At 61.0% G+C, this 25,764-nt stretch carries 20 protein-coding genes and 1 tRNA gene; 15 read left to right on the plus strand and 6 right to left on the minus strand.

Annotation, left to right across the window (positions count from 1 at the left end; genetic code table 11):
* Positions 1 to 41: 41 nt before the first annotated feature.
* Positions 42 to 3,623, plus strand: coding sequence for a hydantoinase B/oxoprolinase family protein (locus VDQ28_RS16995; protein ID WP_323037059.1), 3,582 nt, complete (start codon positions 42 to 44; stop codon positions 3,621 to 3,623).
* 64 nt (positions 3,624 to 3,687) lie between these two features.
* Here the strand turns inward: VDQ28_RS16995 and msrA are convergent, their stop codons facing one another.
* Positions 3,688 to 4,194: a peptide-methionine (S)-S-oxide reductase MsrA gene (gene msrA, locus VDQ28_RS17000; RefSeq protein ID WP_323037060.1), complete on the minus strand. Its 507-nt coding sequence runs from the start codon at positions 4,192 to 4,194 to the stop codon at positions 3,688 to 3,690.
* Positions 4,194 to 4,640 carry a peptide-methionine (R)-S-oxide reductase MsrB gene (gene msrB / locus VDQ28_RS17005; RefSeq protein ID WP_323038150.1) on the minus strand — a complete coding sequence of 149 codons (447 nt, stop codon included), beginning with the start codon at positions 4,638 to 4,640 and terminating at the stop codon, positions 4,194 to 4,196. Before msrB ends, msrA begins: the two co-directional genes overlap by 1 nt.
* A gap of 470 nt (positions 4,641 to 5,110) precedes the next feature.
* On the opposite strand from msrB, the gene VDQ28_RS17010 reads away from it, so the two are divergent.
* The 14 genes from VDQ28_RS17010 (at position 5,111) to VDQ28_RS17075 (ending at position 23,142) form a co-directional block, all read left to right on the plus strand.
* Positions 5,111 to 6,724, plus strand: coding sequence for an amidohydrolase (locus VDQ28_RS17010; RefSeq protein ID WP_323037061.1), 1,614 nt, complete (start codon positions 5,111 to 5,113; stop codon positions 6,722 to 6,724).
* Positions 6,721 to 7,806 carry an ABC transporter ATP-binding protein gene (locus tag VDQ28_RS17015; protein ID WP_323037062.1) on the plus strand — a complete coding sequence of 362 codons (1,086 nt, stop codon included), beginning with the start codon at positions 6,721 to 6,723 and terminating at the stop codon, positions 7,804 to 7,806. The genes VDQ28_RS17010 and VDQ28_RS17015 overlap by 4 nt, the downstream gene beginning before the upstream one ends.
* A gap of 3 nt (positions 7,807 to 7,809) precedes the next feature.
* Positions 7,810 to 8,706: an ABC transporter permease gene (locus VDQ28_RS17020; protein ID WP_323037063.1), complete on the plus strand. Its 897-nt coding sequence runs from the start codon at positions 7,810 to 7,812 to the stop codon at positions 8,704 to 8,706.
* Positions 8,699 to 9,499: an ABC transporter permease gene (locus VDQ28_RS17025; RefSeq protein ID WP_323037064.1), complete on the plus strand. Its 801-nt coding sequence runs from the start codon at positions 8,699 to 8,701 to the stop codon at positions 9,497 to 9,499. The genes VDQ28_RS17020 and VDQ28_RS17025 overlap by 8 nt, the downstream gene beginning before the upstream one ends.
* 27 nt (positions 9,500 to 9,526) lie before the next feature.
* Positions 9,527 to 10,558, plus strand: coding sequence for an extracellular solute-binding protein (locus VDQ28_RS17030; protein ID WP_323037065.1), 1,032 nt, complete (start codon positions 9,527 to 9,529; stop codon positions 10,556 to 10,558).
* A gap of 243 nt (positions 10,559 to 10,801) precedes the next feature.
* On the plus strand, positions 10,802 to 14,020 hold the full coding sequence (locus tag VDQ28_RS17035) for a reductive dehalogenase (protein ID WP_323037066.1): 3,219 nt from the start codon (positions 10,802 to 10,804) through the stop codon (positions 14,018 to 14,020).
* 63 nt (positions 14,021 to 14,083) lie between these two features.
* Positions 14,084 to 15,091, plus strand: a complete 1,008-nt coding sequence (locus tag VDQ28_RS17040; RefSeq protein ID WP_323037067.1) for an LLM class flavin-dependent oxidoreductase — start codon at positions 14,084 to 14,086, stop codon at positions 15,089 to 15,091.
* Between the two features lie 118 nt (positions 15,092 to 15,209).
* The gene (locus VDQ28_RS17045) at positions 15,210 to 17,504 is read left to right on the plus strand and encodes a bifunctional salicylyl-CoA 5-hydroxylase/oxidoreductase (protein WP_323037068.1); all 2,295 of its coding nucleotides are present in this window, start codon (positions 15,210 to 15,212) and stop codon (positions 17,502 to 17,504) included.
* On the plus strand, positions 17,501 to 18,220 hold the full coding sequence (locus VDQ28_RS17050) for an SDR family oxidoreductase (RefSeq protein WP_323037069.1): 720 nt from the start codon (positions 17,501 to 17,503) through the stop codon (positions 18,218 to 18,220). Before VDQ28_RS17045 ends, VDQ28_RS17050 begins: the two co-directional genes overlap by 4 nt.
* 66 nt (positions 18,221 to 18,286) lie before the next feature.
* Entirely contained in the window at positions 18,287 to 19,087 is an 801-nt protein-coding gene (locus VDQ28_RS17055; RefSeq protein ID WP_323037070.1) for an enoyl-CoA hydratase family protein, read from the plus strand.
* Positions 19,087 to 20,250, plus strand: coding sequence for an acyl-CoA dehydrogenase family protein (locus tag VDQ28_RS17060; RefSeq protein ID WP_323037071.1), 1,164 nt, complete (start codon positions 19,087 to 19,089; stop codon positions 20,248 to 20,250). Before VDQ28_RS17055 ends, VDQ28_RS17060 begins: the two co-directional genes overlap by 1 nt.
* Before the next feature lie 2 nt (positions 20,251 to 20,252).
* Positions 20,253 to 21,872, plus strand: coding sequence for an AMP-binding protein (locus VDQ28_RS17065; RefSeq protein WP_323037072.1), 1,620 nt, complete (start codon positions 20,253 to 20,255; stop codon positions 21,870 to 21,872).
* Positions 21,869 to 22,708, plus strand: coding sequence for a tryptophan 2,3-dioxygenase (kynA, locus tag VDQ28_RS17070; RefSeq protein ID WP_323037073.1), 840 nt, complete (start codon positions 21,869 to 21,871; stop codon positions 22,706 to 22,708). Before VDQ28_RS17065 ends, kynA begins: the two co-directional genes overlap by 4 nt.
* 29 nt (positions 22,709 to 22,737) lie before the next feature.
* Positions 22,738 to 23,142 (plus strand): RidA family protein, encoded by a 405-nt coding sequence (locus VDQ28_RS17075; RefSeq protein ID WP_323037074.1) that lies wholly within the window; start codon positions 22,738 to 22,740, stop codon positions 23,140 to 23,142.
* 166 nt (positions 23,143 to 23,308) lie between these two features.
* Here VDQ28_RS17075 and VDQ28_RS17080 read toward each other — a convergent pair.
* The 4 genes from VDQ28_RS17080 to VDQ28_RS17095 form a co-directional block, all read right to left on the minus strand.
* A tRNA-Arg gene (locus VDQ28_RS17080) sits at positions 23,309 to 23,385 on the minus strand.
* Between the two features lie 76 nt (positions 23,386 to 23,461).
* Complete coding sequence (locus VDQ28_RS17085) at positions 23,462 to 24,682, minus strand: cysteine desulfurase (protein ID WP_323037075.1); 1,221 nt, start codon at positions 24,680 to 24,682, stop codon at positions 23,462 to 23,464.
* Positions 24,675 to 25,241, minus strand: a complete 567-nt coding sequence (locus VDQ28_RS17090; protein WP_323037076.1) for a hypothetical protein — start codon at positions 25,239 to 25,241, stop codon at positions 24,675 to 24,677. The genes VDQ28_RS17085 and VDQ28_RS17090 overlap by 8 nt, the downstream gene beginning before the upstream one ends.
* A 21-nt stretch (positions 25,242 to 25,262) precedes the next feature.
* On the minus strand, positions 25,263 to 25,742 hold the full coding sequence (locus tag VDQ28_RS17095; protein WP_323037077.1) for a YIP1 family protein: 480 nt from the start codon (positions 25,740 to 25,742) through the stop codon (positions 25,263 to 25,265).
* Positions 25,743 to 25,764: the final 22 nt, after the last annotated feature.

Genomic DNA, 25,764 nt, shown 5'->3' on the forward strand with positions numbered 1-25,764 from the left:
ATCATCGGCAGCGGTTCAGTCGATCAAGCAGGGAGAACAAGATGGCATGGCAATTCTGGGTTGATCGTGGCGGCACCTTCACCGATATCGTCGCAAAATCCCCCGATGGGGCGTTGCGCACCCACAAGCTGTTGTCCGAAAACCCCGAGGCCTATGGCGATGCGGCGGTGCATGGCATCCGGCAAGTGCTTGATTTGGCACCCGACCAGCCGATCCCGTCCGGCCTGATCAGCGCGGTCAAGATGGGCACGACGGTGGCCACCAACGCATTGTTGGAACGCAAGGGCGAGCGCACGGTTTTGCTGATCACCAAGGGGATGCGCGATCTGTTGCGCATCGGCTATCAGAACCGCCCGCGCCTGTTTGATCTGGAGATCAAGCTGCCGGAGCTGCTGTATCAAGACGTCATCGAGGTCGAGGAACGCCTGAGCGCCGAGGGCGACGTGATCACGCCACTGAATGCGGCTGCAGCGCGTGCTGGTTTGCAGGACGCCTATGATCAGGGCTACCGCTCGGTTGCGATTGCACTGATGCACAGCTATCGGTTTGCAGAGCACGAGCGCCAGTTGGGCGCAATCGCGCGCGAGATCGGCTTTCCGCAGGTCTCGCTCAGCCATGAGGCCAGCCCGCTGATCAAGCTGGTGTCGCGTGGCGATACGGCGGTGGTCGATGCCTATCTGTCCCCCATTCTGCGCCGCTACGTCAAGCAGGTTGCCGATGCTTTGGGTACGGCTCAGGGCGGCTGTGATCGGCTGATGTTCATGCGCTCGAATGGCGGGTTGACCGATGCCGCCTTGTTCGAGGGGCGCGACGCGATCCTGTCCGGCCCGGCGGGTGGCGTGGTGGGCATGGTGCGCACCGCTGAGGAACAGGGCTTTGACCGGCTGATCGGCTTCGACATGGGCGGCACCTCGACCGATGTGTGCCATTATGCCGACGCGTTCGAGCGTTCGTTTGAAACCGAGGTTGCGGGCGTGCGGATGCGGGCGCCGATGATGTCGATCCACACCGTTGCGGCGGGTGGCGGCTCGATCCTGTCGTTTCGGGACGGGCGCTTGCAGGTCGGCCCGGAAAGTGCCGGTGCCAACCCCGGCCCCGCCGCCTACCGTCGCGGCGGGCCGCTGACCGTGACCGATTGCAACGTCTTGCTGGGCAAATTGCAGCCCGATGCCTTTCCGTCGGTATTCGGCCCCAACGCCGACCAGCCGTTGGATGCGAAGGTCGTGCGCGAGAAATTCACCGTGCTCGCCAAGGAAATCGGCAGCGGCATGTCGCTTGAAGACATCGCCGAGGGGTTCTTGCGAATAGCCGTTGAAAACATGGCCAATGCGATCAAGAAAATCAGCGTGCAGCGCGGCTATGATGTCACCAAATACACCATGAACTGCTTTGGCGGCGCGGGTGGGCAGCACGCCTGTCTGGTCGCCGATGCCTTGGGGATGGAGAGTATTTTCATCCACCCTTTCGCGGGCGTCCTGTCGGCGTTTGGTATGGGTTTGGCCGATGTGCGGGCGATGCGCGAATACCAGTTTGGCCAGCCGATCCACGAGATTGACGCGGCGCAGGCGATCTTGACCACCCTCTCGGCCTCGGCCCGCGACGAGGTGATGACACAGGGCATTCCTGAAACGCAGATCACCCTGGTCCGCACCGCGCATATCCGCCCGGATGGCGCGCAGCAGACGCTGGCCGTGCCGTTTGGCGCGGTTGATGAGATGGCGCGTGATTTCGCGCAGGCGCATCAGCAGCGGTTCGGCTTTGTGCCCAAAGGCGCGGCGTTGCTGATCGAACTCCTGACCGCCGAAGCGATTGGCGCGACTGGCGAGAAAATCCGTATGCCCGACACAACGGGCCGTGAGACCACGCATAGCCTTGGAAAAATGTGGTCCGACGGTGCGTGGCGCGAGGTGCCGCGGGTGAACCGCGCCGATCTGGCGCGGGGTCAAACCGTCGATGGCCCGGCCATTCTGACCGAACCCACGGGCACCAACATCCTTGAGGCCGGATGGCGTGCCGAATGCGTTGCGGGTGGCAGTCTGGTGCTGCGCCGCACAAAGCCCCTCGCCCGCCGTGAGGCGATTGGCACGCAAGTTGATCCGGTCATGCTGGAGGTGTTCAACAACCTGTTCATGTCGATAGCCGATCAGATGGGCGCCACGCTGGCCAACACCGCCTATTCGGTCAACATCAAGGAACGCTACGATTTTTCCTGCGCGATCTTTGACGAGGCCGGCGATCTGGTGGCCAACGCGCCGCATGTACCGGTGCATCTGGGTTCCATGTCAGAAAGCGTGCGCACCGTCCTGCGCCAGAACAAGGGCAAGATCCGGCCCGGCGACGTCTACATGATGAACAATCCGTATAACGGCGGCACACATCTGCCCGATGTGACGGTGATCACGCCCGTCTTTGCGCCCGATGGCAAGCGGATCGTCTATACCGTTGCCAGCCGGGGGCATCACGCGGATATCGGCGGCAAGACACCCGGCTCCGCCCCACCAGACAGCCGCACGATTGACGAAGAAGGGGTGTTGATCGACAATTTCCTGCTGGTCAAACAAGGCCAGTTGCAAGAGGTCGAGACCCGCGCACTCCTGGCCTCGGGTCGCTATCCGTGCCGCAATATCGACCAGAATCTGGCCGATCTATCGGCGCAGATCGCTGCCAATGCCACCGGCGTGGCCGAATTGCAGCGGATTTCAGCACAATTCGGCATCGAGACGATCCACGCCTATATGGGCCACGTTCAGGACAACGCCGAGGAAAGCGTGCGTCAGGTCCTCGATGTGCTGCATGATTGCGCGTTCACCTATCCCTTGGACAGCGGCGCGCAGATCAAGGTGGCGATCACCGTCGATAAAGCCGCTCGTCAGGCGGTGATTGATTTCACCGGGACCTCGCCGCAAAGCGAGTTCAACTATAACGCGCCGTTGGCAATCTGCCGCGCGGTGGTGCTCTATGTGTTCCGCACGCTGGTCGGCAATGACATCCCGATGAACGAAGGCTGCCTGAAACCCCTGACCTTGATCGTGCCCGAGGGCTCGATGATCCACCCGAATTTCCCTGCCGCCGTTATTTCGGGCAATACCGAAGTTTCACAGGCCATCGCCGACACGCTTTACGGCGCGCTGGGGGTGATTGCGGGCAGTCAAGGCACGATGAACAACTTTGTCTATGGCAACGAGACGTACCAGAACTACGAGACGATCTGCGGCGGCACCGGGGCGGGCAAGGGCTTTCACGGCACGAGTGCGGTGCATAGTCATATGACCAACACCCGCATGACCGACCCCGAGGTGCTTGAAACCCGGTTCCCGGTGCGGGTTGAGGAATTCTCTATTCGTCACGGCTCTGGTGGCGACGGGACCTTCAAGGGCGGCAATGGGATCGTGCGGCGCTTGCGATTCCTGAAGCCGATGACGGTCACGGTTTTGTCCTCGCACCGGATCATTCCGCCCCACGGCGCGGCCGGAGGGTCACCGGGGGCCACGGGCGAAAACAGCGTGCAGCGCGTGTCTGGCGAAACTGAGGCTTTGGGCGGCAATGACGAGGCACACTTGGCAGCGGGCGATGTGTTTGTGATGAAAACTCCGGGCGGCGGCGGGTACGGGCCGCCCGCTTGATAGCGTCGCGAACACCCTCCGCCCTCATGCCCCAAGGACCAGACCAAGGGGCATGAGGATCAGATCATTCCGCCGCGTCACGCTTGGGCAAAACCCAGTTGGGGCGGATGAAGTGGCAGGTGTAGCCGTTCGGCACGCGCTCCAGATAATCCTGATGCTCGGGCTCGGCCTCCCAGAACGGCCCGGCGGGTTCGACCTCGGTGACCACTTTGCCGGGCCACAGGCCAGAGGCATCGACATCGGCAATCGTGTTCACGGCCTCAGCGTGCTGATCCTCGTTCAGATAGTAGATCGCCGAGCGGTATGACGGCCCGCGGTCGTTGCCCTGCCGGTTGGGCGTGGTCGGGTCGTGGATCTGAAAGAACACCTCGAGCAGCCGTCTGTAGCTGATCACCGCCGGGTCAAAGCTGATCTCGATGGCTTCAGCATGCGAGCCGTGATTGCGGTAGGTGGCGTTCGCCACATCGCCGCCAGAATAGCCCACGCGGGTTGTCATCACGCCGGGCAATTTGCGGATCAAATCCTGCATGCCCCAAAAGCAGCCTCCGGCCAGAATTGCGCGCTCTGTCATCACCGTTCCTCCACTTGATCCAGATACTCACCATAGCCTTCTGCGACCATGTCGTCGCGGTGAATGAACCGCAAGCTGGCCGAATTGATGCAATACCGCAAGCCACCGCGCTTGGGCGGGCCATCGGGGAAGACATGCCCCAAATGGCTGTCCCCGTATTTCGAGCGCACCTCGACCCGAACCATTCCCAGCGTTTCATCGCGGTGTTCGGTGACATGCTCGGTGACGATGGGTTTCGTAAAACTGGGCCAGCCACAGCCGGAGTCGAATTTGTCAGCCGAGGCAAACAGCGGCTCGCCAGAGACGATGTCGACGTAGATCCCGGGTGCGGTGTTGTCGGTCAATGCCCCCGTAAAGGGCCGCTCGGTTCCACTGCGCTGCGTGACGCGAAACTGCTCGGGCGTGAGCTTGTTCAAAGCGTCGTCTGTCTTGGCGTATTTCACGATGCTGTTCCTCCAAATTCCGAAAGCCTGCCTGATCGCGACGCGTCTTGTTTTCGCACATACAGGCTCAATAACCGCTATCTAGTGTGTTTATCGCGCGAGTGTAGACCTGCGGCTTGAGACATGCCAACACCTTGCAAGGATCAGCCCGCAACGCGGATTATAGTTCTTGCAACGGGCATAATTCGGTGGCGAAATGGTGCCTGATCATCCTGATCTACGGGTCAGCTTTCGGGTGGCATCACCACACGCCCTTGTGGAGGTGAGGCGTTGTGCTTTGGGGTTTTTCAACGCGTTTCTCGTGTGTTGCGCGGTCGCCTCTCGCCGCGGACTCGGGTTAAAGTTGCCCGGAACCGTCGTCACCGTTGCAATTTGATCAAATACCTGCTCCACTGAGTCGACCGGGACAGCCCCGGATAAGAGGGACAATGGGTCAAGCGACACTGATTGTAAAAAATGGATGCGTCCTGACGATGGACGACCGATTTCCCCGTGCCGAGGCACTCGCGTTACAAGGTGATCGGATCCTGTCAGTGGGCGACATTTCGTCGATTTTGGCGCTGGCGGGTCCCGATTGCAAAATCATCGACGCGCAGGGGGCCACGGTGCTGCCGGGCCTCATTGAAAGCCATTTGCATCTGCTGCTCGGTGGCAATGAATTGGCGCATTTGCAATTGCTTGATGTCCACGGACCAAAGGCCCTGACGGCGGCGCTACGCGCTTACGCCGCCGCCAACCCCGACGCCGCGATGTTGATGGGTCAGGGCTGTGACTATGTGATCTATGACCGCGCGCTGACCCGCCATGACCTCGATGCGATTGTGTCGGATCGCCCGGTTCTGCTGACCGCGCCAGACCATCACACCGCCTGGGCCAACACCTGCGCGCTGGACATGGCGGGAATCCTGCACGGCAAATCCCTGGGTGACGGCAATGAGATCGTCATGGGCGCGGATGGCTTGGCAACCGGCGAGCTGCGCGAATTCGAAGCCTTCGCACCCGTCCTGCAACTGACCGGCGAGGCTCGGATGGTGGCTGGCATTGCCACGGGTGACGAGCCTGTGCCCGCGCCGACACAGGCCGATCTGATCCACGACCTGACACCGCTGGCACGCGGCCTGGAGCATTGCGCGAAACACGGCTTCACCTCGTTGGTGAATATGGATGGCAACCGCTATACGCTGCGCTTGCTGGCGGAACTGCGCCGACAAGGGCGACTGACGGCACGGGTGCGGGTGCCGTTCCACTATCGCCCCCACCGGGTTCCGGCTGATCTGGAAATCGCCAGCGCGATGAGCGCCGAATACCAGGATGACTGGCTGGCCTGCGGCTTTGTGAAGCTGTTCATGGATGGCGTGATCGACAGCGAAACGGCGGTCATGCTGGCGGATTATCCCGACACGCCGGGCTGGCGTGGTGACCCGTTGCACAGCGCCAAACGCTTTGCCGAGATCGCCATCGAGGCTGACCGCCGGGGCCTGCAAATCGCCGTTCACGCGATTGGCGACGGCGCGGTGCAGCGGGTGCTGGACGGCTATGAGGCTGCCCGCAAGGCCAATGGCCCGCGCGATTCACGCCACCGCATCGAGCATATCGAACTGATCGACCGCGCCGATGTGGCGCGGCTGGCAGAGCTTGGCGTGGTTGCGTCGGTGCAGCCGGTCCATGCCCCCGGTGCGATGGATTTCCCGCTGCAGCCGACCTTGGACAAGATCCACAAGCACCGCTGGCGTGATGCCTATCTGTGCCGCGATCTGATGGAGGCGGGTGCGCGTGTCGTGCTGGCCTCGGATTGGTCGGTCACCGATATCAACCCGTTTCGCGGCATTCAGGCCGCGTTGACACGCCCGATCTATGACGGCGCCAACTCTCAGCGCCTGACCCTGCACGAGGCCTTGGCCGGGTACACCACCGCCGGGGCTTACGCGGAACACACCGACGACCGCAAAGGCATGTTGCGGCCCGGGTATCTGGGCGATGTGGTCATCCTGTCGGGCGATATCGAAACCACACCCGTCGAAAAAATTGGCGAGATGACAGCGGCTTACACCATCTGCGGTGGCCGCGTCGTTTGGGAGAAACCATGAGCACTGAGATTGAAATCACCGGCATGGGCAAGGTTTTCGGCCAAGGATCAAGCGCATTTCGTGCGTTGTCCGAGATTGACCTGACCATCGACACCGGCGAGTTTTTCACGCTGCTCGGGCCGTCGGGGTGCGGGAAAACCACGCTTCTGCGGTTGATCGCCGGATTCGAAGTGCCCAGCAGCGGCAATTTGCGGATCAATGGCGCGGATATGGCCGGCAAAGGCCCCAACCAGCGCCCGGTCAACACGGTGTTCCAGAATTACGCGCTGTTCCCGCATATGAGCGTGGCGCAAAACATCGGCTTCGGCCTGAAAATGCAGGGTCGCCCCAAAGCCGAAATCGACGCAACCGTTGCCGAAATGCTGGCGCTGGTGCGGATGGAGGCAATGGCCGACCGCAAACCCTCCGAGATTTCGGGCGGTCAACAGCAGCGCGTGGCACTGGCGCGCGCCTTGGCGCCCCGCCCCCGGGTGTTGTTGCTCGATGAGCCCTTGAGTGCCTTGGACCTGAAGCTGCGCAAGGAAATGCAGAGCGAACTCAAGCGGTTGCAAATTGAAACCGGGATCACCTTTGTCTTTGTGACGCATGATCAGGAAGAAGCCCTGACCATGTCAGACCGCATTGCGGTGATGAAGTCCGGACAAATCTTGCAGCTCGGCACGCCGCATGAGATCTATCACGCTCCCGCGGAACGCTTCGTGGCGGATTTCATCGGCGACACGAATTTCCTCGACCTGCCGGTCCGGTCGATTGACGCGGACCAAACCACCTTGACCCTGCCCGGCGGCAAACCCATCACCGCGACGCTGCCAAAGGGCCTGCTGCCAGTGATCGGCGAGACCGTGACAACCGTTGTGCGGCCGGAGCAAGCCGAAATCGTGCCCGAAGCCGAAGCCGACGTGGTGGGCACGCTGGAAAACGCGGTGTTCTTTGGCACCGACACGCATTTGAACCTGACGCTGGCCGATGGGCAAGCCTTCACCCTGCGCCGTCAAAACACCATCAACGACACCGCGCCGGCCAAAGGCACGCGGCTTGGCCTGCGGCTGTCACCGGGTGCGCTGCGCATCCTGAGGGGTTGAGCGATGGAACGTGAACGTCACGGCTGGAAATGGCTTCTGAGTGCCCCTGCCCTGGTGGTGCTGATCCTCGCGGCTTCAGGACCGCTGCTGATCGTCGCGGTCTATTCGGTGCTGTCTCCCGGTGATCAGGGCGGCATCAGTTGGGTGTTCTCGTCCGAGGCCTGGTTCAGGGTCTTCTTTTCGCGCGACATTTTCGACCCCGAGACAGTGACCCTGAACACCGCGCATATGACGATCTTCTGGCGCTCGATCTGGCTGTCGTTGCAAACCACCGTCATCTGCGCGGTGCTTGGCTTTCCGACCGCGTGGTTCATCGCCACGCGCCCGCCCAGCAGCCGCACCTTGTGGCTGTTCCTGATCACGATTCCCTTTTGGACCAACCTCTTGATCCGCACCTTCGCGATTCAGGAATTGATCCGCAATTCCGGCACGATCAACAGCATCTTGTTGTGGTCCGGGCTGATCGACAGCCCGATCCAGATGCTTTACAGCGATTTCGCCGTGCTTTTGGGTATGTCCTATGTGTTTTTGCCGCTGATGATCCTGCCGCTCTATGCGGCAATGGACAAGCTCGATTTCCGACTGGTCGAGGCCGGATATGACCTTTATGCCAGCCGGTTGCAGGTGCTGCGCCATGTGATCATTCCGATAGTCAAGCCGGGGTTCATCGCGGGTTCGATCCTGGTGTTCATCCCGTCGATCGGGGCCTATGTCACGCCCCGCGTGCTGGGTGGCGGGCGCACGATGATGATGGGCAACCTGATCGGCTTGCAGTTTGGCCAAGGCCAGAATTGGCCTGTCGGCGCGGCCTTGTCGGTGTTGCTGCTGGTGATCGTCGTTGGCGCGCTGATTTTTTACCTCAAGGTCGTCAACCGCGAGGAGGGCCCGCGTCATGGCTAAATCATTCTCCGTCAGACGCTTGCCGGGGTTTGGCGGGATCGCCATCCTGACCTTCGTGCTGCTGTATCTGCCGATTGTCATCCTGGTCGCTTATTCCTTCAACGCGGGCACCTCGCAATCCAACTGGGAAGGGTTCTCGCTGCGCTGGTATCAGGCCGCATTCTCGAACAGCCAGGTGCAAGAGGTCTCCATCCGCTCGCTCTGGCTGGCGGTCACGGCCTCGGGCATCGCCACCATCCTTGCAACCCTCGCTGCCTTGGGGACCACCCGCGTCAGCCGCTTTCCCGGCCAGACGATGATCTATGCGCTGATCAACCAGCCCTTGATGGTGCCGGAAATCGTCACCGGCATCGCGTTGTTGATCTTCGTGGCCTTCCTCAAGGTCAACACCGGCTATTCGGGCATGGGTTACATGGTCATGGCCCACACCGCGTTCTGCATCCCGTTTGCCTATTTGCCGATCCAGGCCCGGCTGCAAACGATGGACAGCAACCTGGAAACCGCCGCCGCCGACCTCTATGCCAACCCGGTTCAGGCGTTTCGCCACATCACCCTGCCCCTGCTGGTTCCCGGCATCATCGCCGGATTCATGCTGGGCTTTGTGATTTCTCTGGATACAGTGGTGATCACCGAATTCGTGAAATCCGCCGGGCAGGAAACCCTGCCGACCTATATGCTCGGGCAATTGCGTCGCGTGATCACGCCCGAGATGAACGCCATCGCGACGCTATTCCTCGCGTTGTCGCTTGTGATCGTGACAGCGTTTTTCCTCCTCACCCGCAAACGTGGGTGACACCAAAAAACCAAAAGGGAGACTATCATGCAAAGAACAATCCTAATCGGCACCGCGGCTTTTCTGGCCTCGACCGCGATCGCCAACGCAGACGGTGTTCTCAACATCTATAACTGGGGCAACTACACCAGCCCCGAGTTGATCGAGCAGTTCACCGCCGACACCGGCATTGCCGTGACGATCACCGATTTCGACAGCAACGACACCGCCCTGGCCCGCGTGCGTCAGGGTGGCCACGGGTTCGACATTGTGGTGCCGACGCATTCCGTCCTGCCCACCTGGATCAACGAGGGGCTGCTGATGCCGCTCGATCCGGAAATCGTCACCGACCGCGCCAATATCGCGCCACAGTGGCTGAACGTCGATTTCGACATGGGTCGCCAATACACGGTGCCGTGGCAGTGGGGCACGACCGGTATCATCGTCAACACGTCGATTTATGGCGGCGATATCAACACGGCCGACATTTTCCTGAACCCGCCCGCCGAGTTGGATGGCCGGATCAACGTGATCCCGGAAATGTCTGACATCATGGCCATCGCCGCCTATGCCGCAGGCGCCGACAGCAACTGTACGGCTGACATGGATATCTGGCGTCAGGTCCGCGACACCTTGATGGCGGCAAAACCCCATTGGCTGGCGCTGGATTACGGCACGGTCGACAGCTACGCGGCCGGTGACATCGCCGCAGGCGTCTATTGGAACGGTGCCAGCATGCGGGCACGCCTGCAAAACCCGGATCTGGCCTATGGCTATCCGGTGACCGGCTACCCGGTCTGGATGGACAACGCGGCGGTGCTGGCGGATGCGCAGAACGTCGAGAACGCGATGATCTTCATCAACTACATTCTCCAGCCTCAGCACGCCGCGATGCTGTCCAACTTCGCGCGCTACGGCAACGGCATCATCGGATCAGGTGAATTCATGGACCCGGCAATGGCAACCGCGCCCGAGATTGATATTCCTGAGGAATTCGTGGCGGCTGGCCGTTTCAGCGCGGCCTGCCCGCAGGATATTCAGGACATCCGCACGCAGATCTGGACCGCATTGCTGCAGTAAGCACATGTCAATTCCGAAAACCAGGAGCGGGGCGCGCATTGCGCCCCGTCTCATTTTTTAGGTGTTTGACCCCACGGTTTGATGGTGCGATCCTTGCCTCAACGGAAGGTAACCCCATTCCGCCCAGTGGGCTGACACGACAACGAGGCATTTTTTGTCTTCCTGCGACTTGTCGGACATGGTTTGCTTGCCCCAAGACAGGCGCCTCGCCGTCCCACCCAAGAACTTGCACAAAGGTTACCGATGGGATTTCGTTTCTTCTCCAGCAAAAACCGCCCGTTTCATCTGGGCCCCTATCCTCTGGAGCGGTTTTCCCGTGTGCCGGGCGAGGCTGACCTGTCAACCGTGCCTGCCTTTTACCCGCTCGATTTCAAGCGCCTTGAGACGCCGCATTCGTTGGTCAACGCGATGGGCGAATATCAGGCGATGATGGATGCCATTCGCGACGGGCTGGTGAACAAGGCCCGCTCTGCCGTGCCCGAGGACGACGTCGAGCGCGCCAATCATCTGAAATCTTTTGGCTATTTCTCGGATGCCTCGATGATGGGGATTTGCCGCATTCCCCCTTCCGCGCGCTTGGCGTCGCCCAGCCGAAACCCCGACATCGACCGACTGGCGCAAGATCTGCGCACGCGCCAGACCAAGACCCTGGCCAGCGGGATCGACCTGATCATGGCCGATCTGCGCGACTCGATGGATGCGCCACCCAGCGCTATTGACGACCATACCCATGCCATTGTGTGCCTGTTCGAGCATTTCCGCGACCCAACGCCCGAGGAGCCCGGCGGCGCGTGGATCGCGGATGCCCAGGACCACCGCGCCTGTTTGCGCGCCACCGAGGCGGCCGTGGTCATGGCGAATTATCTGCGGCTTCTGGGGTTCGAGGCAAAGGCACATACACCGACCTCAACCGACGTCGATCTGGGCAAGCTGAGCGTCGCGGCGGGGCTGACCGTGTCTGAGGATGGGCGGCTTGTCGCGCCGTATCTGGGCGCAGGTTTTGGTCTTGCGGTGGTGACGACAAATCTTGCCCTGCAGGTTGATCAGCCGCTTGCCCCGCTTGCCCAGCAACCGTGGTTCAAAACGCAAGGGCCAGCATGGTGGGTCGGCGCGGGGTTTGCCAAGAATGCGCTGAACCGCGACCCGTTCAAGACCCGCAACTATGCCGCCGGACCCCTACCCTTCGAGACGCTGAAACGCCGCGACACGCCGACGACCTTTATCGACGAGGCCCGGGTGGCGCGGGTTCCCAAGCGCGCCGACATGTTCGCCCGCGCGCAGTTCGGCGACATGGGCAAAACGCTGCAACAGAATGCAACCGGCGGCTATTATGTGCGCAAGGCCGCCCCCGCAATGGCCGAGCGGCGCATGTTGGGGGCCTTTGTCTTGCTGCAAGACGGCCCCAGCGCACCGCACCCCGCACCGCCCACCGACGCGCAACGCAACGCCGAGAACATCAAGGCCGCCAGCTATTTTCTGGGCGTTGATGCGGTCGGCATTTCGCGCTGCCCCGAATGGACATGGTACAGCCACGATGCCACGGGCGCGCCGATCACCCCGCCGCATGATCAGGCGATCAGCATGATCATCGACCAGGGGTATGAAACCATGGAAGGGGCCAGCGGCGACGACTGGATCGCGGTGGCACAATCCATGCGCGCCTATCTGCGGTTTTCCCTGCTGGGCGGCGTGATCGCCAAGCAGATCCGCAACATGGGCTATTCCGCCAAGGCGCATTCGGTGATGGATGGCGAGGTCTTGCAGCCGCCGTTGCTTTTGCTCTCGGGGCTGGGCGAGGTCAGCCGCATCGGCGAGGTGATCCTGCATCCGCTGCTGGGGCCACGGCTGAAATCGGGCGTGGTAACCACCGACATGCCGCTGGCGCATGACAAACCGATCGACTTTGGCCTGCAAAAGTTTTGCGAGTCGTGCAACAAATGCGCGCGCGAATGCCCCTCGGGGGCGATCACCGCCGGGCCGAAGCTGATGTTCAACGGCTATGAAATCTGGAAATCGGACAGCCAGAAATGCACGACGTACCGCGTCACCAACAAGGGCGGCGCGATGTGTGGGCGCTGCATGAAAACCTGCCCGTGGAACCTCGAAGGGTTGTTTGCAGAAAAACCGTTTCGCTGGGCGGCCATGAACATTCCCGCGGCCGCGCCCGTGTTGGCGCGCCTTGATGACCGGCTGGGCAATGGCGGGCTGAACGTGGTCAAGAAATGGTGGTGGGATCTCGAAATCAAGGAGGATGGCGGGTATCGTGCCCCCGCAGAACCGCCAAACCGGCGCAGCCTGCAAACCGGGCTCGACCTGAAATACGAGGACCAGACACTGGCAGTTTACCCGGCGTCGCTGGCTCCACACCCGTGGCCCTATCCCTTCCCGATGGACCGCGAGGCCGGGATTGCCGCCTATCAGGCACTGATCAGGCCCAAAGTCTACCAGGAGCGCCTCGCGCGCGGTGAAACCGTCGGGCTGGCGCATGAATATCCATCCTTTGCCGAGGCTCCGGTCATTCAGGCGCGCATCGCCGAGGTGGACCGCATGACCGACCGCGTGACGAAATACACCTTCGTGGCATCCGACGGCAGCCCCCTGCCCGCCTGGACGGCGGGCGCGCATCTTGATGTGGTGGTGACGCCCGATATCCTGCGGCAATATTCGATGTCCGGGAACCCGGCGGATCGCACGCGCTATCAGATCGGCGTGCTGCGCGAGGACGAGGGGCGCGGTGGCTCGAAAATGCTGCACCGGATCTTCACCGAAGGACGGCGCGTGTTCCTGTCCAAGCCGATCAATCATTTCGAACTGGTCGAGGACGCCCGCAAGACCTTTTTGATGGGCGGCGGCATTGGCGTCACGCCGATGATCGCCTTTGCGCACCGCCTGCACGCCTTGGGCGCTGATTTCGCGCTGCATTATTCCGCCAGTCGCAAGGATGACGCGGGCTATCTGGCCGAATTGGCGGCGGTGCCTTGGGCGGACAAGCTGCATCTGCATTTCTCGGATCAAGGGTCGCGGGCTGACCTGGACGCGATCCTGACAGGCTATCAACCCGGCTGGCATGTCTACACCTGCGGGCCGGATCGCTATATGGCAGGCGTGATGGAGGCTGCCGAGCGCCTCGGTTTCCCGGAAGACGCGCGCCATCTCGAGTATTTCTCGGTGCCCGAACAGCCGGATTATGTGAACCACCCATTCAAGATTGTCCTGTCGCGCTCTGGTCGGGAGTTGCCGGTATCCGCCGCGCAGACCATCGCCGATGCCCTGACCGCCGCTGGCATCCCGGTTGACGTGAAATGCTCGGATGGGCTGTGCGGCGTATGCAAATGTGGTCTGGTATCCGGCGCGGTGGAGCATCGCGATTTCGTGCTGTCCAAGGCGCAGCGCGCGCAGACCATCATCACCTGCCAATCGCGCGCGGCAGAGGAAGGCGGAACCCTCACGCTGGATCTGTAAGCCCGCCCGCGCCCCTTGGAACCCCGCGTTCCGGGCATTAGATGAGGGGTAACCGGAGGCATCATGCACCATTTTTCCCTTCTCGATCTGTCGCCCGTTGCCGAAGGCAGCGCCGCGACACAGGCGCTTGCCAACACCGTCGCTTTGGCGCAAGCCGCTGAAATCGCCGGATATCACCGCTTCTGGCTGGCCGAGCATCACAACATGCCCGGTATTGCCAGCGCCGCGACCTCGGTGTTGATCGGGCATGTGGCCGCGAAAACCAGCCGCATGCGGGTCGGCGCGGGCGGCATCATGTTGCCCAACCACGCCCCTTTGGTGATCGCCGAGCAATTCGGCACGCTCGAAACCCTGTTCCCCGGTCGCATTGATCTGGGACTTGGTCGCGCGCCGGGCACCGACATGGCCACCGCCCGCGCATTGCGTCGTCACATGGCCCCCGAGGACAGTTTCCCGCAGGACGTGCTGGAATTGCTGGGCTATTTCGGCGATACACCGGAAAACGCCCGCGTTCGGGCCATTCCGGGCGCGGGCACGCATGTGCCGGTGTGGATTCTGGGCTCCAGCCTTTACGGTGCGCAGCTTGCGGCACATCTGGGCCTGCCCTACGCGTTTGCCTCGCATTTCGCGCCCGCGATGCTGGAGCAAGCGCTTGAAATCTATCGCCGAACCTTCCGCCCCTCGCCGTATCTGGCACGGCCTTATGCGATGGTCGCGGCAGGTGTTTGCGCGGCTGAGAGCGATGAAAAAGCCGCCTATCTGCGCACCTCGCAAATCCTGGCCTTTGCCCGGTTGCGCAGCGGAACCCCCGGCAAACTGCCCCGCCCGGTCGAGGATATCAGCGCCCACGTTCCCGCCAATGTGCTGTCGCAAGTGCAACAAGCCCTGTCGTGTTCGGCAACCGGGTCGGCAAGCTCGGTCAGGACACAGTTGCGCGGCCTGATTGACCGCTATCAGCCCGACGAGTTGATGATCACTGGCATGATCCATGACCCAGAGGCCCGCATCCGCTCCTTTGACATTGCCGCCGAGGTCTTGATCGACCTGCGCCAGAATGCCCCGATCGCATGACGCGGGCGGCCAAAAAACGCCGCGCGATGCGATATTTTAAACTTGAAGCAAATCGCCGCTCACCCTAGCATTCCCCGACGGCGAGCGACGAATCGCCATGGCTTCAAGGGGACGTTTGATGCGCATTGCTTGTTTGGGTGGCGGGCCAGCGGGGCTCTATTTTGCGATTTCGATGAAGTTGCGCGACCCCAATCACGACGTCACCGTCATCGAACGCAACAAGGCCAACGACACCTTTGGCTGGGGCGTGGTGCTGTCGGACGACGCGCTGGACAACCTGCACGACAATGATCCGGTCAGCGCCAAGGCAATCCGCGATCATTTCGCCTATTGGGATGATATCGCGGTAGTGCATGACGGGGTGCGCACCGTTTCGGGCGGGCATGGGTTTGCCGGGATTGGTCGCAAGCAGATGCTGATACTGTTGCAGGAACGCGCCCGCGAGTTGGGTGTCACGCTGCAATTCGAAACCGTGTTCGACACCGCCGAATCCTTGCGCAAAGAGTATGATCTGGTGGTCGCCTGCGACGGCATCAATTCCGCCGTGCGCACCGAATACGCCGAGCATTTCAAGCCGGAAATCGAGATCCGCGCCTGCAAATTCATCTGGCTGGGCACGCATCAGAAATTCGACGACGCGTTTACCTTCATCTTCGAGAAAACGCCGCATGGCTGGATCTGGGCGCATGTCTATCAATTCGATGACAGCACCGCGACTTTCATTGTCGAATGCGCTCAGGATACCTGGGACAATTTCGGCTTTGAGCACATGACCAAAGAGGAAATCGTCGAAACCTGCCGCGCAGTCTTTGCCGATCATCTGGGCGGACATGAGTTGATGTCGAACGCCGCCCACCTGCGCGGCTCGGCGGTATTCATGAACTTCCCGCGTGTGCTGTGCGAAAAATGGTACCACAAGAACGTCGTGCTGCTGGGCGATGCCTCGGCCACCGCGCATTTCTCGATTGGCTCGGGGTCGCGGCTGGCGTTTGACAGTGCGATTGCGCTGGCCGATCTGGTGCAAAACGAGGCCACGCTGGAGCGCGCCTTTGAACGCTATCAGGCCGAGCGCCGGGTCGAGGTGCTCCGCTTGCAATCAGCGGCGCGCAACTCTCTGGAATGGTTCGAACAAGTCGAGCGCTATCTTGATCTGGATCCGGTGCAGTTCAACTATTCCCTGCTGACCCGTTCGCAACGCATCAGCCATGAAAACCTGCGGCTGCGCGATCCGGAATGGTTGAAATCGGCGGAAAAATGGTTTCAGACACAAGCCGGAGTATCGCCAGACGCCCCGGTGCGCGCGCCGATGTTCGCCCCCTTCCAGTTGCGCGATATGGCGTTGAAAAACCGCATCGTCGTCTCGCCGATGGCGCAATACAAGGCTGTCGATGGCTGCCCGACCGATTGGCACCTGATCCACTATGGCGAGCGCGCCAAAGGCGGCGCTGGATTGGTCTACACCGAAATGACCTGCGTGTCCGACACCGGGCGCATCACGCCGGGCTGCCCGGGGCTCTATGCGCCCGAACACGAAGCCGCATGGTCCCGCCTCACGCAGTTCGTCCACAGCGAGACCGACGCGAGGATCTGCTGCCAGATCGGCCATTCCGGGCGCAAAGGCTCGACCAATCTGGGTTGGGAGGGGATGGATCTGCCCTTGGCCGAGGGCAATTGGGACCTGGTCTCGGCCTCGGACCTTGCCTGGTCGCCGCAAAACGCCATGCCGCGCGCCGCGACCCGCGCCGATATGGACACGATCAAAGCGCAATTCGTGGCCTCGGCGCAGATGGCCGAGCGCGCCGGGTTTGACATGATCGAACTGCACGCGGCGCACGGCTATTTGCTGTCATCCTTTATTTCGCCCACCTCGAACCACCGCACGGATGAGTACGGCGGCAGTCTGGAAAACCGCTTGCGCTATCCGTTGGAAGTGTTCACCGCGATGCGCGCCGTCTGGCCACAGGGCAAGCCGATGTCGGTGCGGATTTCCGCGAATGATTGGGTTGGTGCGGACGGTATCACGCCTGATGATGCCGTGGAGATCGCCCGCGCCTTCAGCGATGCGGGTGCCGATATCATCGACGTCTCGGCTGGTCAGACCACGATTGACGGGCAGCCCGTTTATGGCCGCATGTTCCAGACCCCCTTCTCGGACCGCATCCGCAACGAGACCGGGATCAAGACCATGGCCGTCGGCAACATCTTCGAGGCCGATCACGCGAACTCCATCCTGATGGCGGGTCGCGCCGATCTGGTGGCGGTGGGTCGCCCGCATCTGGCGGACCCGTATTGGACGCTGCACGAGGCCACCAAACTTGGCGACCGCTTTGCGGCCTGGCCGGTACCCTATGAGGCGGGCCGCGATCAGGCCTGGCGGCTGGCCGACAAGGAGACCGAGGTTTTGCGCGCATGAGGCGGGTTCTTGTCACCGGCGGCGGCACCGGGATTGGCCGCGCCATCGCGCACAGCTTTGCCGCGGCAGGCTATGACGTCACCATCGCCGGGCGTCGGCGCGAGCCTTTGACCGAGGCGGCCGAAGGTCACAAGATCACCACGCGCATTGCCGATGTCACCGACGAGGCCTCGGTCGCGGCCCTGTTTGACAAGCCTTATGACGTGGTCATCGCCAATGCTGGCTCGGGGATCGCCAGCAAGCTCGCGGACACCACGTTGGCGCAATGGAACACCACGCTGTCGGTGAACCTGACGGGCACGTTCCTCACCTTCCGCGAGGCACTGCGCGAGATGCCGGTTCAGGGGCGTCTGATCGCCATTGCCTCGACCGCCTCGCTGAAAGGCGGGGCCAATATTGCCGCCTATGCCGCCGCGAAACACGGGGTTCTGGGGCTCGTGCGAAGCCTCGCGCAAGAGGTTGCCAAACGCGGCTTGACCTGCAACGCGATCTGCCCCGGGTTTGTCGATACCGACATGGCGGACACGGCGATCACCGGCCTGATGGCACGATTTGACATCGACCGTGAACGCGCCACCAAGATGGTCGTCTCGGGCAACCCGCAAGGCCGCTTGATCGACCCGTCCGAGGTCGCCGATGCGGCCCTCTGGCTGGCCTCGGACGCGGCGAAATCGGTGAACGGACACGCCCTTAGTCTGTCGGGGGGCGAGGTATGAGTGCGAAACTTCCGGCGGCCTCACCCCGCGACCCCCTGTCCCAATCTCAAGAGGAGCGCGCCTGACATGCGAAGCGACGTAACCCATTTCAAGTGCGCGATAGACGGCGGCATCGCGACGGTGTCTCTGGACCGACCAGAGCGCAAAAACCCGCTGACCTTTGAAAGCTATGCGGAATTGCGCGACTGGTTCCGCGACCTGTCCTATGACGACGAGGTCAAGGCGGTGATTTTCGCGCCAAACGGCGGCAATTTCAGCTCTGGCGGTGATGTTCACGACATCATTGGCCCACTGACCAAAATGTCGATGAAAGAGCTGTTGGCCTTCACGCGCATGACCGGTGATCTTGTCAAGGCGATGATTTCCTGCGGAAAACCGATCATCGCCGCGGTTGACGGAATTTGCGCCGGGGCTGGCGCGATCATCAGCATGGCCTCGGATTTGCGGGTCGCAACGCCCGAGGCCAAGACAGCATTTCTGTTCAACCGCGTCGGGCTTGCGGGTTGCGACATGGGGGCCTGCGCCATCCTGCCGCGCATCATCGGCCAGACCCGCGCGGCGGAATTGCTGTATCTGGGCCGCTCGATGAGTGCCGAGGAAGGGCTGAACTGGGGCTTTTTCAACCGTGTGGTCCCCGCCGAAGACCTGTTGACCACGGCGCAAGACTTCGCAACGCGCATCGCCGAGGGGCCGGGTTTCGCCAACATGATGACCAAGACCATGCTGGTTCAGGAATGGTCCATGAGCCTTGAGCAAGCCATCGAGGCCGAGGCGCAAGCTCAGGCGATCTGTATGCAGGGGCAAGATTTCCACCGCGCCTATCATGCCTTTGTCGCCAAGCAAAAACCTGTGTTCGAGGGCAACTGATGGCCGACAAAACCTTCCTTGATTGGCCGTTCTTTGAAGAGAACCATCGCGCGCTGTCAGCCGAGCTTGAAGACTGGGCCGCAACCGAATTGTCAGACATTGACCATTCGGACACGGACGCGGCCTGTCGCGATATTGTTGCGCGTCTGGGCGACGCCGGATTTTTGCGTCATTCGGCCGTTGAGCCAGGCAGTTCGGCACCGCTCGATGTGCGATCCCTGTGCTTGATCCGCGAAACGCTGGCCCGGCATGATGGATTGTCTGACTTTAGCTTCGCCATGCAAGGCCTTGGTACTGGGGCTATTTCTCTGTTCGGAACACCTGATCAGCAGGCCGAATGGTTGCCTTTGACGCGGTCGGGCAAGGCCATCTCGGCCTTTGCCCTGACCGAGCCGCAATCAGGCTCGGACGTCGCCAACGGCACCTTTACCGCCACGCGGGACGGCAATGACTATGTGCTGAACGGCGACAAGACATGGATCTCGAATGGGGGGATCGCGGACGTCTATACGCTGTTCGCCCGCACCGGAGAAGCCCCCGGCGCGCGTGGCCTATCGGCCTTCATTGTACCCGCTGGATTGCCCGGTTTCGAGGTTGTCGAGCGCCTGGAGACCATCGCGCCTCACCCCTTGGCGACGCTGCGTTTCAGCGATTGTCGGATCCCTGCCTCGGCTCTGCTGGGCACACCGGGCGGTGGGTTCCGGATTGCGATGTCGGTGCTCGATGTGTTCCGCTCGACAGTCGCGGCGGCAGCACTGGGTTTTGCCCGTCGCGCCCTTGATGAGGCATTGATCCGCGTCACAACGCGGCGCGTTCAGGGCGCGCCTTTGTCGGAATTGCAAATGGTGCAAGGCCATATCGCCGATATGGCGGTCGATGTGGATGCCTCGGCACTGCTTGTCTACCGCGCGGCCTGGACCAAGGACAGCGGCGCCCCACGCGTCACACGCGAGGCCGCGATGGCCAAGCTTTTTGCCACTGACCACGCCCAGGATGTCATTGACAAAGCCGTCCAGTTGCACGGCGGAGACGGTGTGAAATCCGGCGAGATTGTCGAGAGATTGTATCGTGAAATCAGGGCCTTGCGTATCTATGAGGGCGCATCGGACGTCCAGCGCGTGGTCATTGCCCGACAGACCTTGGCGAACCTTCAGGGGATTTGATCATGCTTCACCCGTCTGCGCATATCGACACTTTTACCCGCGACAATCTACCCGCGCCGGAAACTTGGCCTGATTTGTTGCTGGACGGATTTGCCTATCCTGCGATTCTGAACGCGGGTGTCGAACTGACCGACGCAATGGTGCGCAAAGGGTTTGGTGATCATACGGCCTTGATCGGCAACGGCCGGCGGCGAACCTACAAGGAACTTGCGGATTGGACCAATCGGCTGGCACATGTTCTGGTCGAAAACCTGGGCGTCAAGCCCGGCAACCGGGTCTTGATCCGATCGGCCAACAACCCGGCAATGGTGGCCTGCTGGCTTGCCGCCACCAAGGTGGGTGCGGTTGTCGTCAACACGATGCCGATGCTGCGCGCGTCGGAACTATCGAAATACATAGACAAAGCCGAAATTTCGCTGGCGCTTTGCGACACGCGCTTGATGGACGAATTGGCGATTTGCGCCAAGACCAGCAAATTTCTCAAGGCTGTGGTCGGCTTCGACGGAACTTCGAACCACGATGCCGAACTCGACAGGCTGGCCCTGGAAAAACCCGTGCAGTTCAAGGCCGTCGATACGGCGCAAGACGATGTGGCCTTGATCGGATTCACATCAGGGTCGACAGGTAACCCCAAGGCAACGCTACATTTTCACCGCGATCTACTGATCATTGCAGACGGCTACGCCAAAGAGGTTCTGAACGTGAACCCTGACGATGTTTTCATCGGCTCACCGCCATTGGCGTTTACCTTTGGGCTGGGCGGGTTGGCGATTTTCCCTCTACGCTATGGGGCGGCGGCGACTTTGTTGGAGAATGCGTCACCGCCGAACATGGTCGAGATCATCGAAAAATACAAAGCCACGGTTTGCTTCACCGCACCGACGGCCTACCGCGCGATGTTGCGGGCGATGGACGAAGGCGCCGATCTATCCTCACTCCGGGCGGCGGTATCCGCCGGCGAGACCCTGCCCGGCCCTGTCTATGATGAGTGGAAAGCCAAGACCGGCAAACCGATGCTCGACGGGATCGGCGCGACGGAGATGCTGCATATCTTCATCACGAACCGGTTTGAGGACCACAAACCCGCCTGTACCGGCAAACCCGTCGGCGGCTATGAGGCCAAGGTAATCGGCCCTGATGGTGCGGAAATGCCGCCAAATGAGGTCGGTCGGTTGGCGGTCCGCGGGCCAACCGGGTGTCGTTATCTTTTTGGCGAGCGACAACAAGAGTATGTGCAAGACGGGTGGAATATCTCGGGTGACGCCTTCTGGCGCGACGACGACGGGTATTTCCATTTTGCCGCCCGCGATGACGACATGATCCTGTCGGCGGGCTACAACATCGCCGGTCCCGAGGTCGAGGCGGCGCTCTTGGCGCATGAGGCAGTGGCGGAATGCGCGGTCATTGGCATTCCAGACGAGGACCGTGGCGCGATCGTGCAGGCACATGTGGTTCTGGGGGTCGGTGAAACCCCCAATGACGCGCTGGTCAAACGGCTGCAGGATCATGTGAAAAAGATGATCGCACCGTATAAATACCCACGCTCGATCATCTTTGTCAGAACCTTGCCCAAGACCGAAAGCGGGAAAATTCAACGCTTTAGATTGCGAGATTCAAAATGAGCAAGCCGCCCTATGATCCTGCCACAGAGGGTGCAAAGATGTCGTTCAAGGGCGCGATGTCCTACGGCGACTACCTGCACCTCGACGCCGTTCTGGCGCAGCAGCACCCGCTAAGCACGGCACATGATGAGATGTTGTTCATCGTTCAGCATCAGACGAGCGAGCTGTGGATGAAACTCGCGATTCATGAGTTATCGGCGGCGCGCAACGCGTTGAAATCCGGCAACATGCCCAAGATGTTCAAGATGCTGGCGCGCGTCAGTCGGATTTTTGAGCAACTCAACAACGCTTGGGATGTTTTGAGAACCATGACTCCGGCGGATTATTCCCAATTTCGCGATGCGTTGGGTCCATCGTCCGGCTTTCAGTCATATCAATACCGGATGATTGAATATGTGTTGGGCAACCGCAATGCCAATATGCTGCAACCGCATGAGCACGTCCCCGAGGTACACAAGCTCTTATCCGACGAATTGAACCGTCCCAGCTTCTATGACGAGGTCATTCGCTATCTTTTTCAAGAGCTTGACGGCTCATTGGACCACATGCCCGCGCCGCAACTGAGGACCCCGCATGAGGCCGAACCCGAAATTCAGGCGCGGTGGAAAATCGTTTACGAGGATGTCGATCAATACTGGACGCTCTATGAATTGGGCGAAAAACTGGTTGATCTCGAGGATTATTTCCGGCGTTGGCGGTTCAATCATGTGACGACCGTCGAGCGCATCATCGGCTTCAAACGCGGCACCGGTGGGACGGCGGGCGTGCACTATCTGCGTCGTATGCTTGCAGTCGAGCTTTTCCCTGAACTCTGGCATCTGCGCGGCGAACTGTGAGCGCACTCAACCAAAAAGAGGAACTTGGTATGTCCCCGAGAACGATTCAACCCGAAGGATGGGCGCCTGCCCTTGGCTACGCAAACGGGATGCTGATGCCGGACGGCACGCTGCACATTGGTGGTCAGATCGGCTGGAACGCGGATAAAGTCTTTGTCGCCAAGGATTTCGCCGCCCAGATGCGACAAACTCTGGAGAACATCGCCGCCATCGTCACAACCGCAGGCGGCTCGGTGGAAAACGTCGGGCGATTGACATGGTTCGTCAAAGACAAAGCCGAATATCTCGCGAATCAGCGCGAGATCGGCAGGGCCTACCGCGATGTTTTCGGTAAACATTTCCCGGCGATGTCGATGCTGGTCGTCAAAGACCTGATCGAAGACGAGGCCTTGGTCGAAATCGAAGCCACCGCCTTTATCCCGCCAAGCGCATGACATCTGGCGCCACGATCCAACCGATCGTGGCGCATACCCACGCTTTGCCTGCACAATCTATTGCGAAAAGCGGTTTTGTTGGAAAAACCTCGATTGCCCAGGAACCGCCACGGCGGCCTGCAAGTAGGTCATGCACACCACTCTGCAGGCGGCAATTTTCGGAAAATGGTGCACCCGACACGATTCGAACGTGTGACCTCTGCCTTCGGAGGGCAGCGCTCTATCCAGCTGAGCTACGGGTGCCTGAGGTGGTGTATAGGGTCTCTGCGCGGGCGGCGCAATTGCGATTCTCACTGCATTTACGCGGAATATCAGCGTATCACCCAAACAACTCATGGCAAAATTCCAACCCCTCGACCAAGGCGTCAACCTCGGCGCGGGTGTTGTACAGTGCGAAGGATGCGCGGCAGGATGCGGTGATGCCCAGATGATCCATCAAGGGCCCGGCGCAATGTTGTCCGGCTCTGACCGCAATCCCCTTTTTGTCCAGAATCGTCGAGATATCATGGGCATGTGCGCCGTTGTTCATGGTAAAAGAGAAAATTCCGCCCTTTTCCGGCGCGTCGCCCTGAAGTGTCAGCCAGTTCAATCCCTTGAGGCGGTCAGACGCATAGGATGCCAGATCCCGCTCATGAGCCGCGATCGCCGCAAGGCCCAGGTCCATCATGTAGTCCAACGCAACGCCCATGCCGATTTGTTGAACGATTCCCGGGGTTCCCGCCTCGAACTTGTGTGGCGGATCGTTGTAAATCACGGTGTCGCGCGTGACCTCGCGGATCATGTCACCGCCGCCCAGAAAGGGCCGCATCTCGGCTTGACGGGCATGGCTCACATAGATCGCGCCCGAGCCCGACGGACCATACAGTTTGTGGCCGGTGATGGGGTAGAAATCGACGCCGAGATTTTGCACATCAACCGGCATGTGCACCGCCGCTTGCGATCCATCGGCCAGCACCGGCACACCCAATGCGCGCGCGCCGGCGGCGATGGTCTTGATGTCAACGACGGTGCCCAAAACGTTTGACATATGGGTCACGGCAACCAGTTTGGTGCGTGGCGTGATGGCCGCCAGAACCCGTGCCGGATCCAGGCTGCCGTCTGGTTCAAGCTCAACCCACACCAGCTTCACGCCTTGCCGCTCGCGCAGGAAATGCCATGGCACGATATTCGCGTGATGCTCCATCACCGACAGAACAATCTCGTCACCGGCCTGCATCCGGGGCATGGCCCAGCCGTAGGCGATCAGATTGATCGCCTCGGTCGTGCCCGAGGTGAACAGGATCTCGGTTTCGGACCCGGCGTTCAGAAAACGCTGTACCTTGCCGCGCACCGCCTCGTATTGATCGGTCGCGAGGTTCGAGAGGTAGTGCAAGCCCCTGTGAACATTGGAATATTCATGGGAATAGGCGCGGTTCATCGCGTCAATCACCACCTGGGGCTTTTGCGCGGACGCACCGCTGTCGAGATACACCAACGGGCGCCCGTTCACGGTTCTCGACAGAATGGGAAAATCACCCCGGACTCGTTCGACATCAAGCATTGGGCACCTCTGCGAAATCAAATCCAAGAAACAGCAAGACAAAGGCCAGAACGAACGTGGTGATTGAAAACACCATGATCCCGCCCATCAGCACCAAAATCCGTGACCGAAACCCATGCAAGGCACAGATGAAACCGGTCAACATCCACAAGGACACGACGATTGACACCATCGTCACGGGAAAACCGAGCATCGGGATCACGACGATTACCGCAAGTTGCCCGATCAACATGATGACGGTGACGGCTTGCAACCACCCCATCAGCAACAAGGCATCGGCAAACGATCCGGTTCCGCCAAATCCACGCCCGACATAGGCCACCAAGCAGACCACCAGCACATTCAGCGCTGCCTGCCCCGCCGCGAACGACCACGGCGACGGCATCTTATCGGCCTCGCCGGTCAGGATCGGCAGCACATAGATCAGCACAACCGACACCAGAATCGCGGCCATCAGCAGCATCCACCGCAGTTGCAGGCTCGGTCGCAGCGCGATGATCGCGCGGCCACCGGCGATCGGGTCAGCGACCGACAAGCGCAGCAGTGCAACAAGGCTCATGTTCTGTATCATTGCGCCCCTCTAGCCCCGCGCAAGCGCCGCTTCAAGGGCAACCCGCAGACCGGCAACCAGCACCATCAGGAAGACGGCAAAAATGACAATCCCGGTCGCCAGGGCTTGCGGGCCTTGACCAATGATCCCGGTGACCAATCCCTGCAACAGCGACAAAGGACTGACAACCAGCAACGCCCAGAACAACGCGAGGCGTATGTCAAACCCGTCAACTTTGGCGACGAACACGCGCAAGAGCAGCGTGAGCACGCCAGCGATGCCATAGAACACCAAGGGCGCGATGAACATGACGCCAAACAGCGCGCCGCTCATGCGCGCCTCGAAGGGTTGAGATTCGTCCAACTGCGCCGAACGCGCAATCCCCGGCCACTGCGCGACAAAGAACAGCGCGCAGGCCAGCATCAGATACACAAGGATTCGCGCCTCGCGACGCGACCCTTGATTGAGCCCGCGCACCACCGCGCGCGGGGTGCGGTAACTGCGCAGCATGTCAGAGGTAACCGACACCGCC

This window comes from Pararhodobacter sp. (assembly GCF_034676545.1).
In the GTDB taxonomy this organism is placed as follows: Bacteria; Pseudomonadota; Alphaproteobacteria; order Rhodobacterales; family Rhodobacteraceae; genus Pararhodobacter.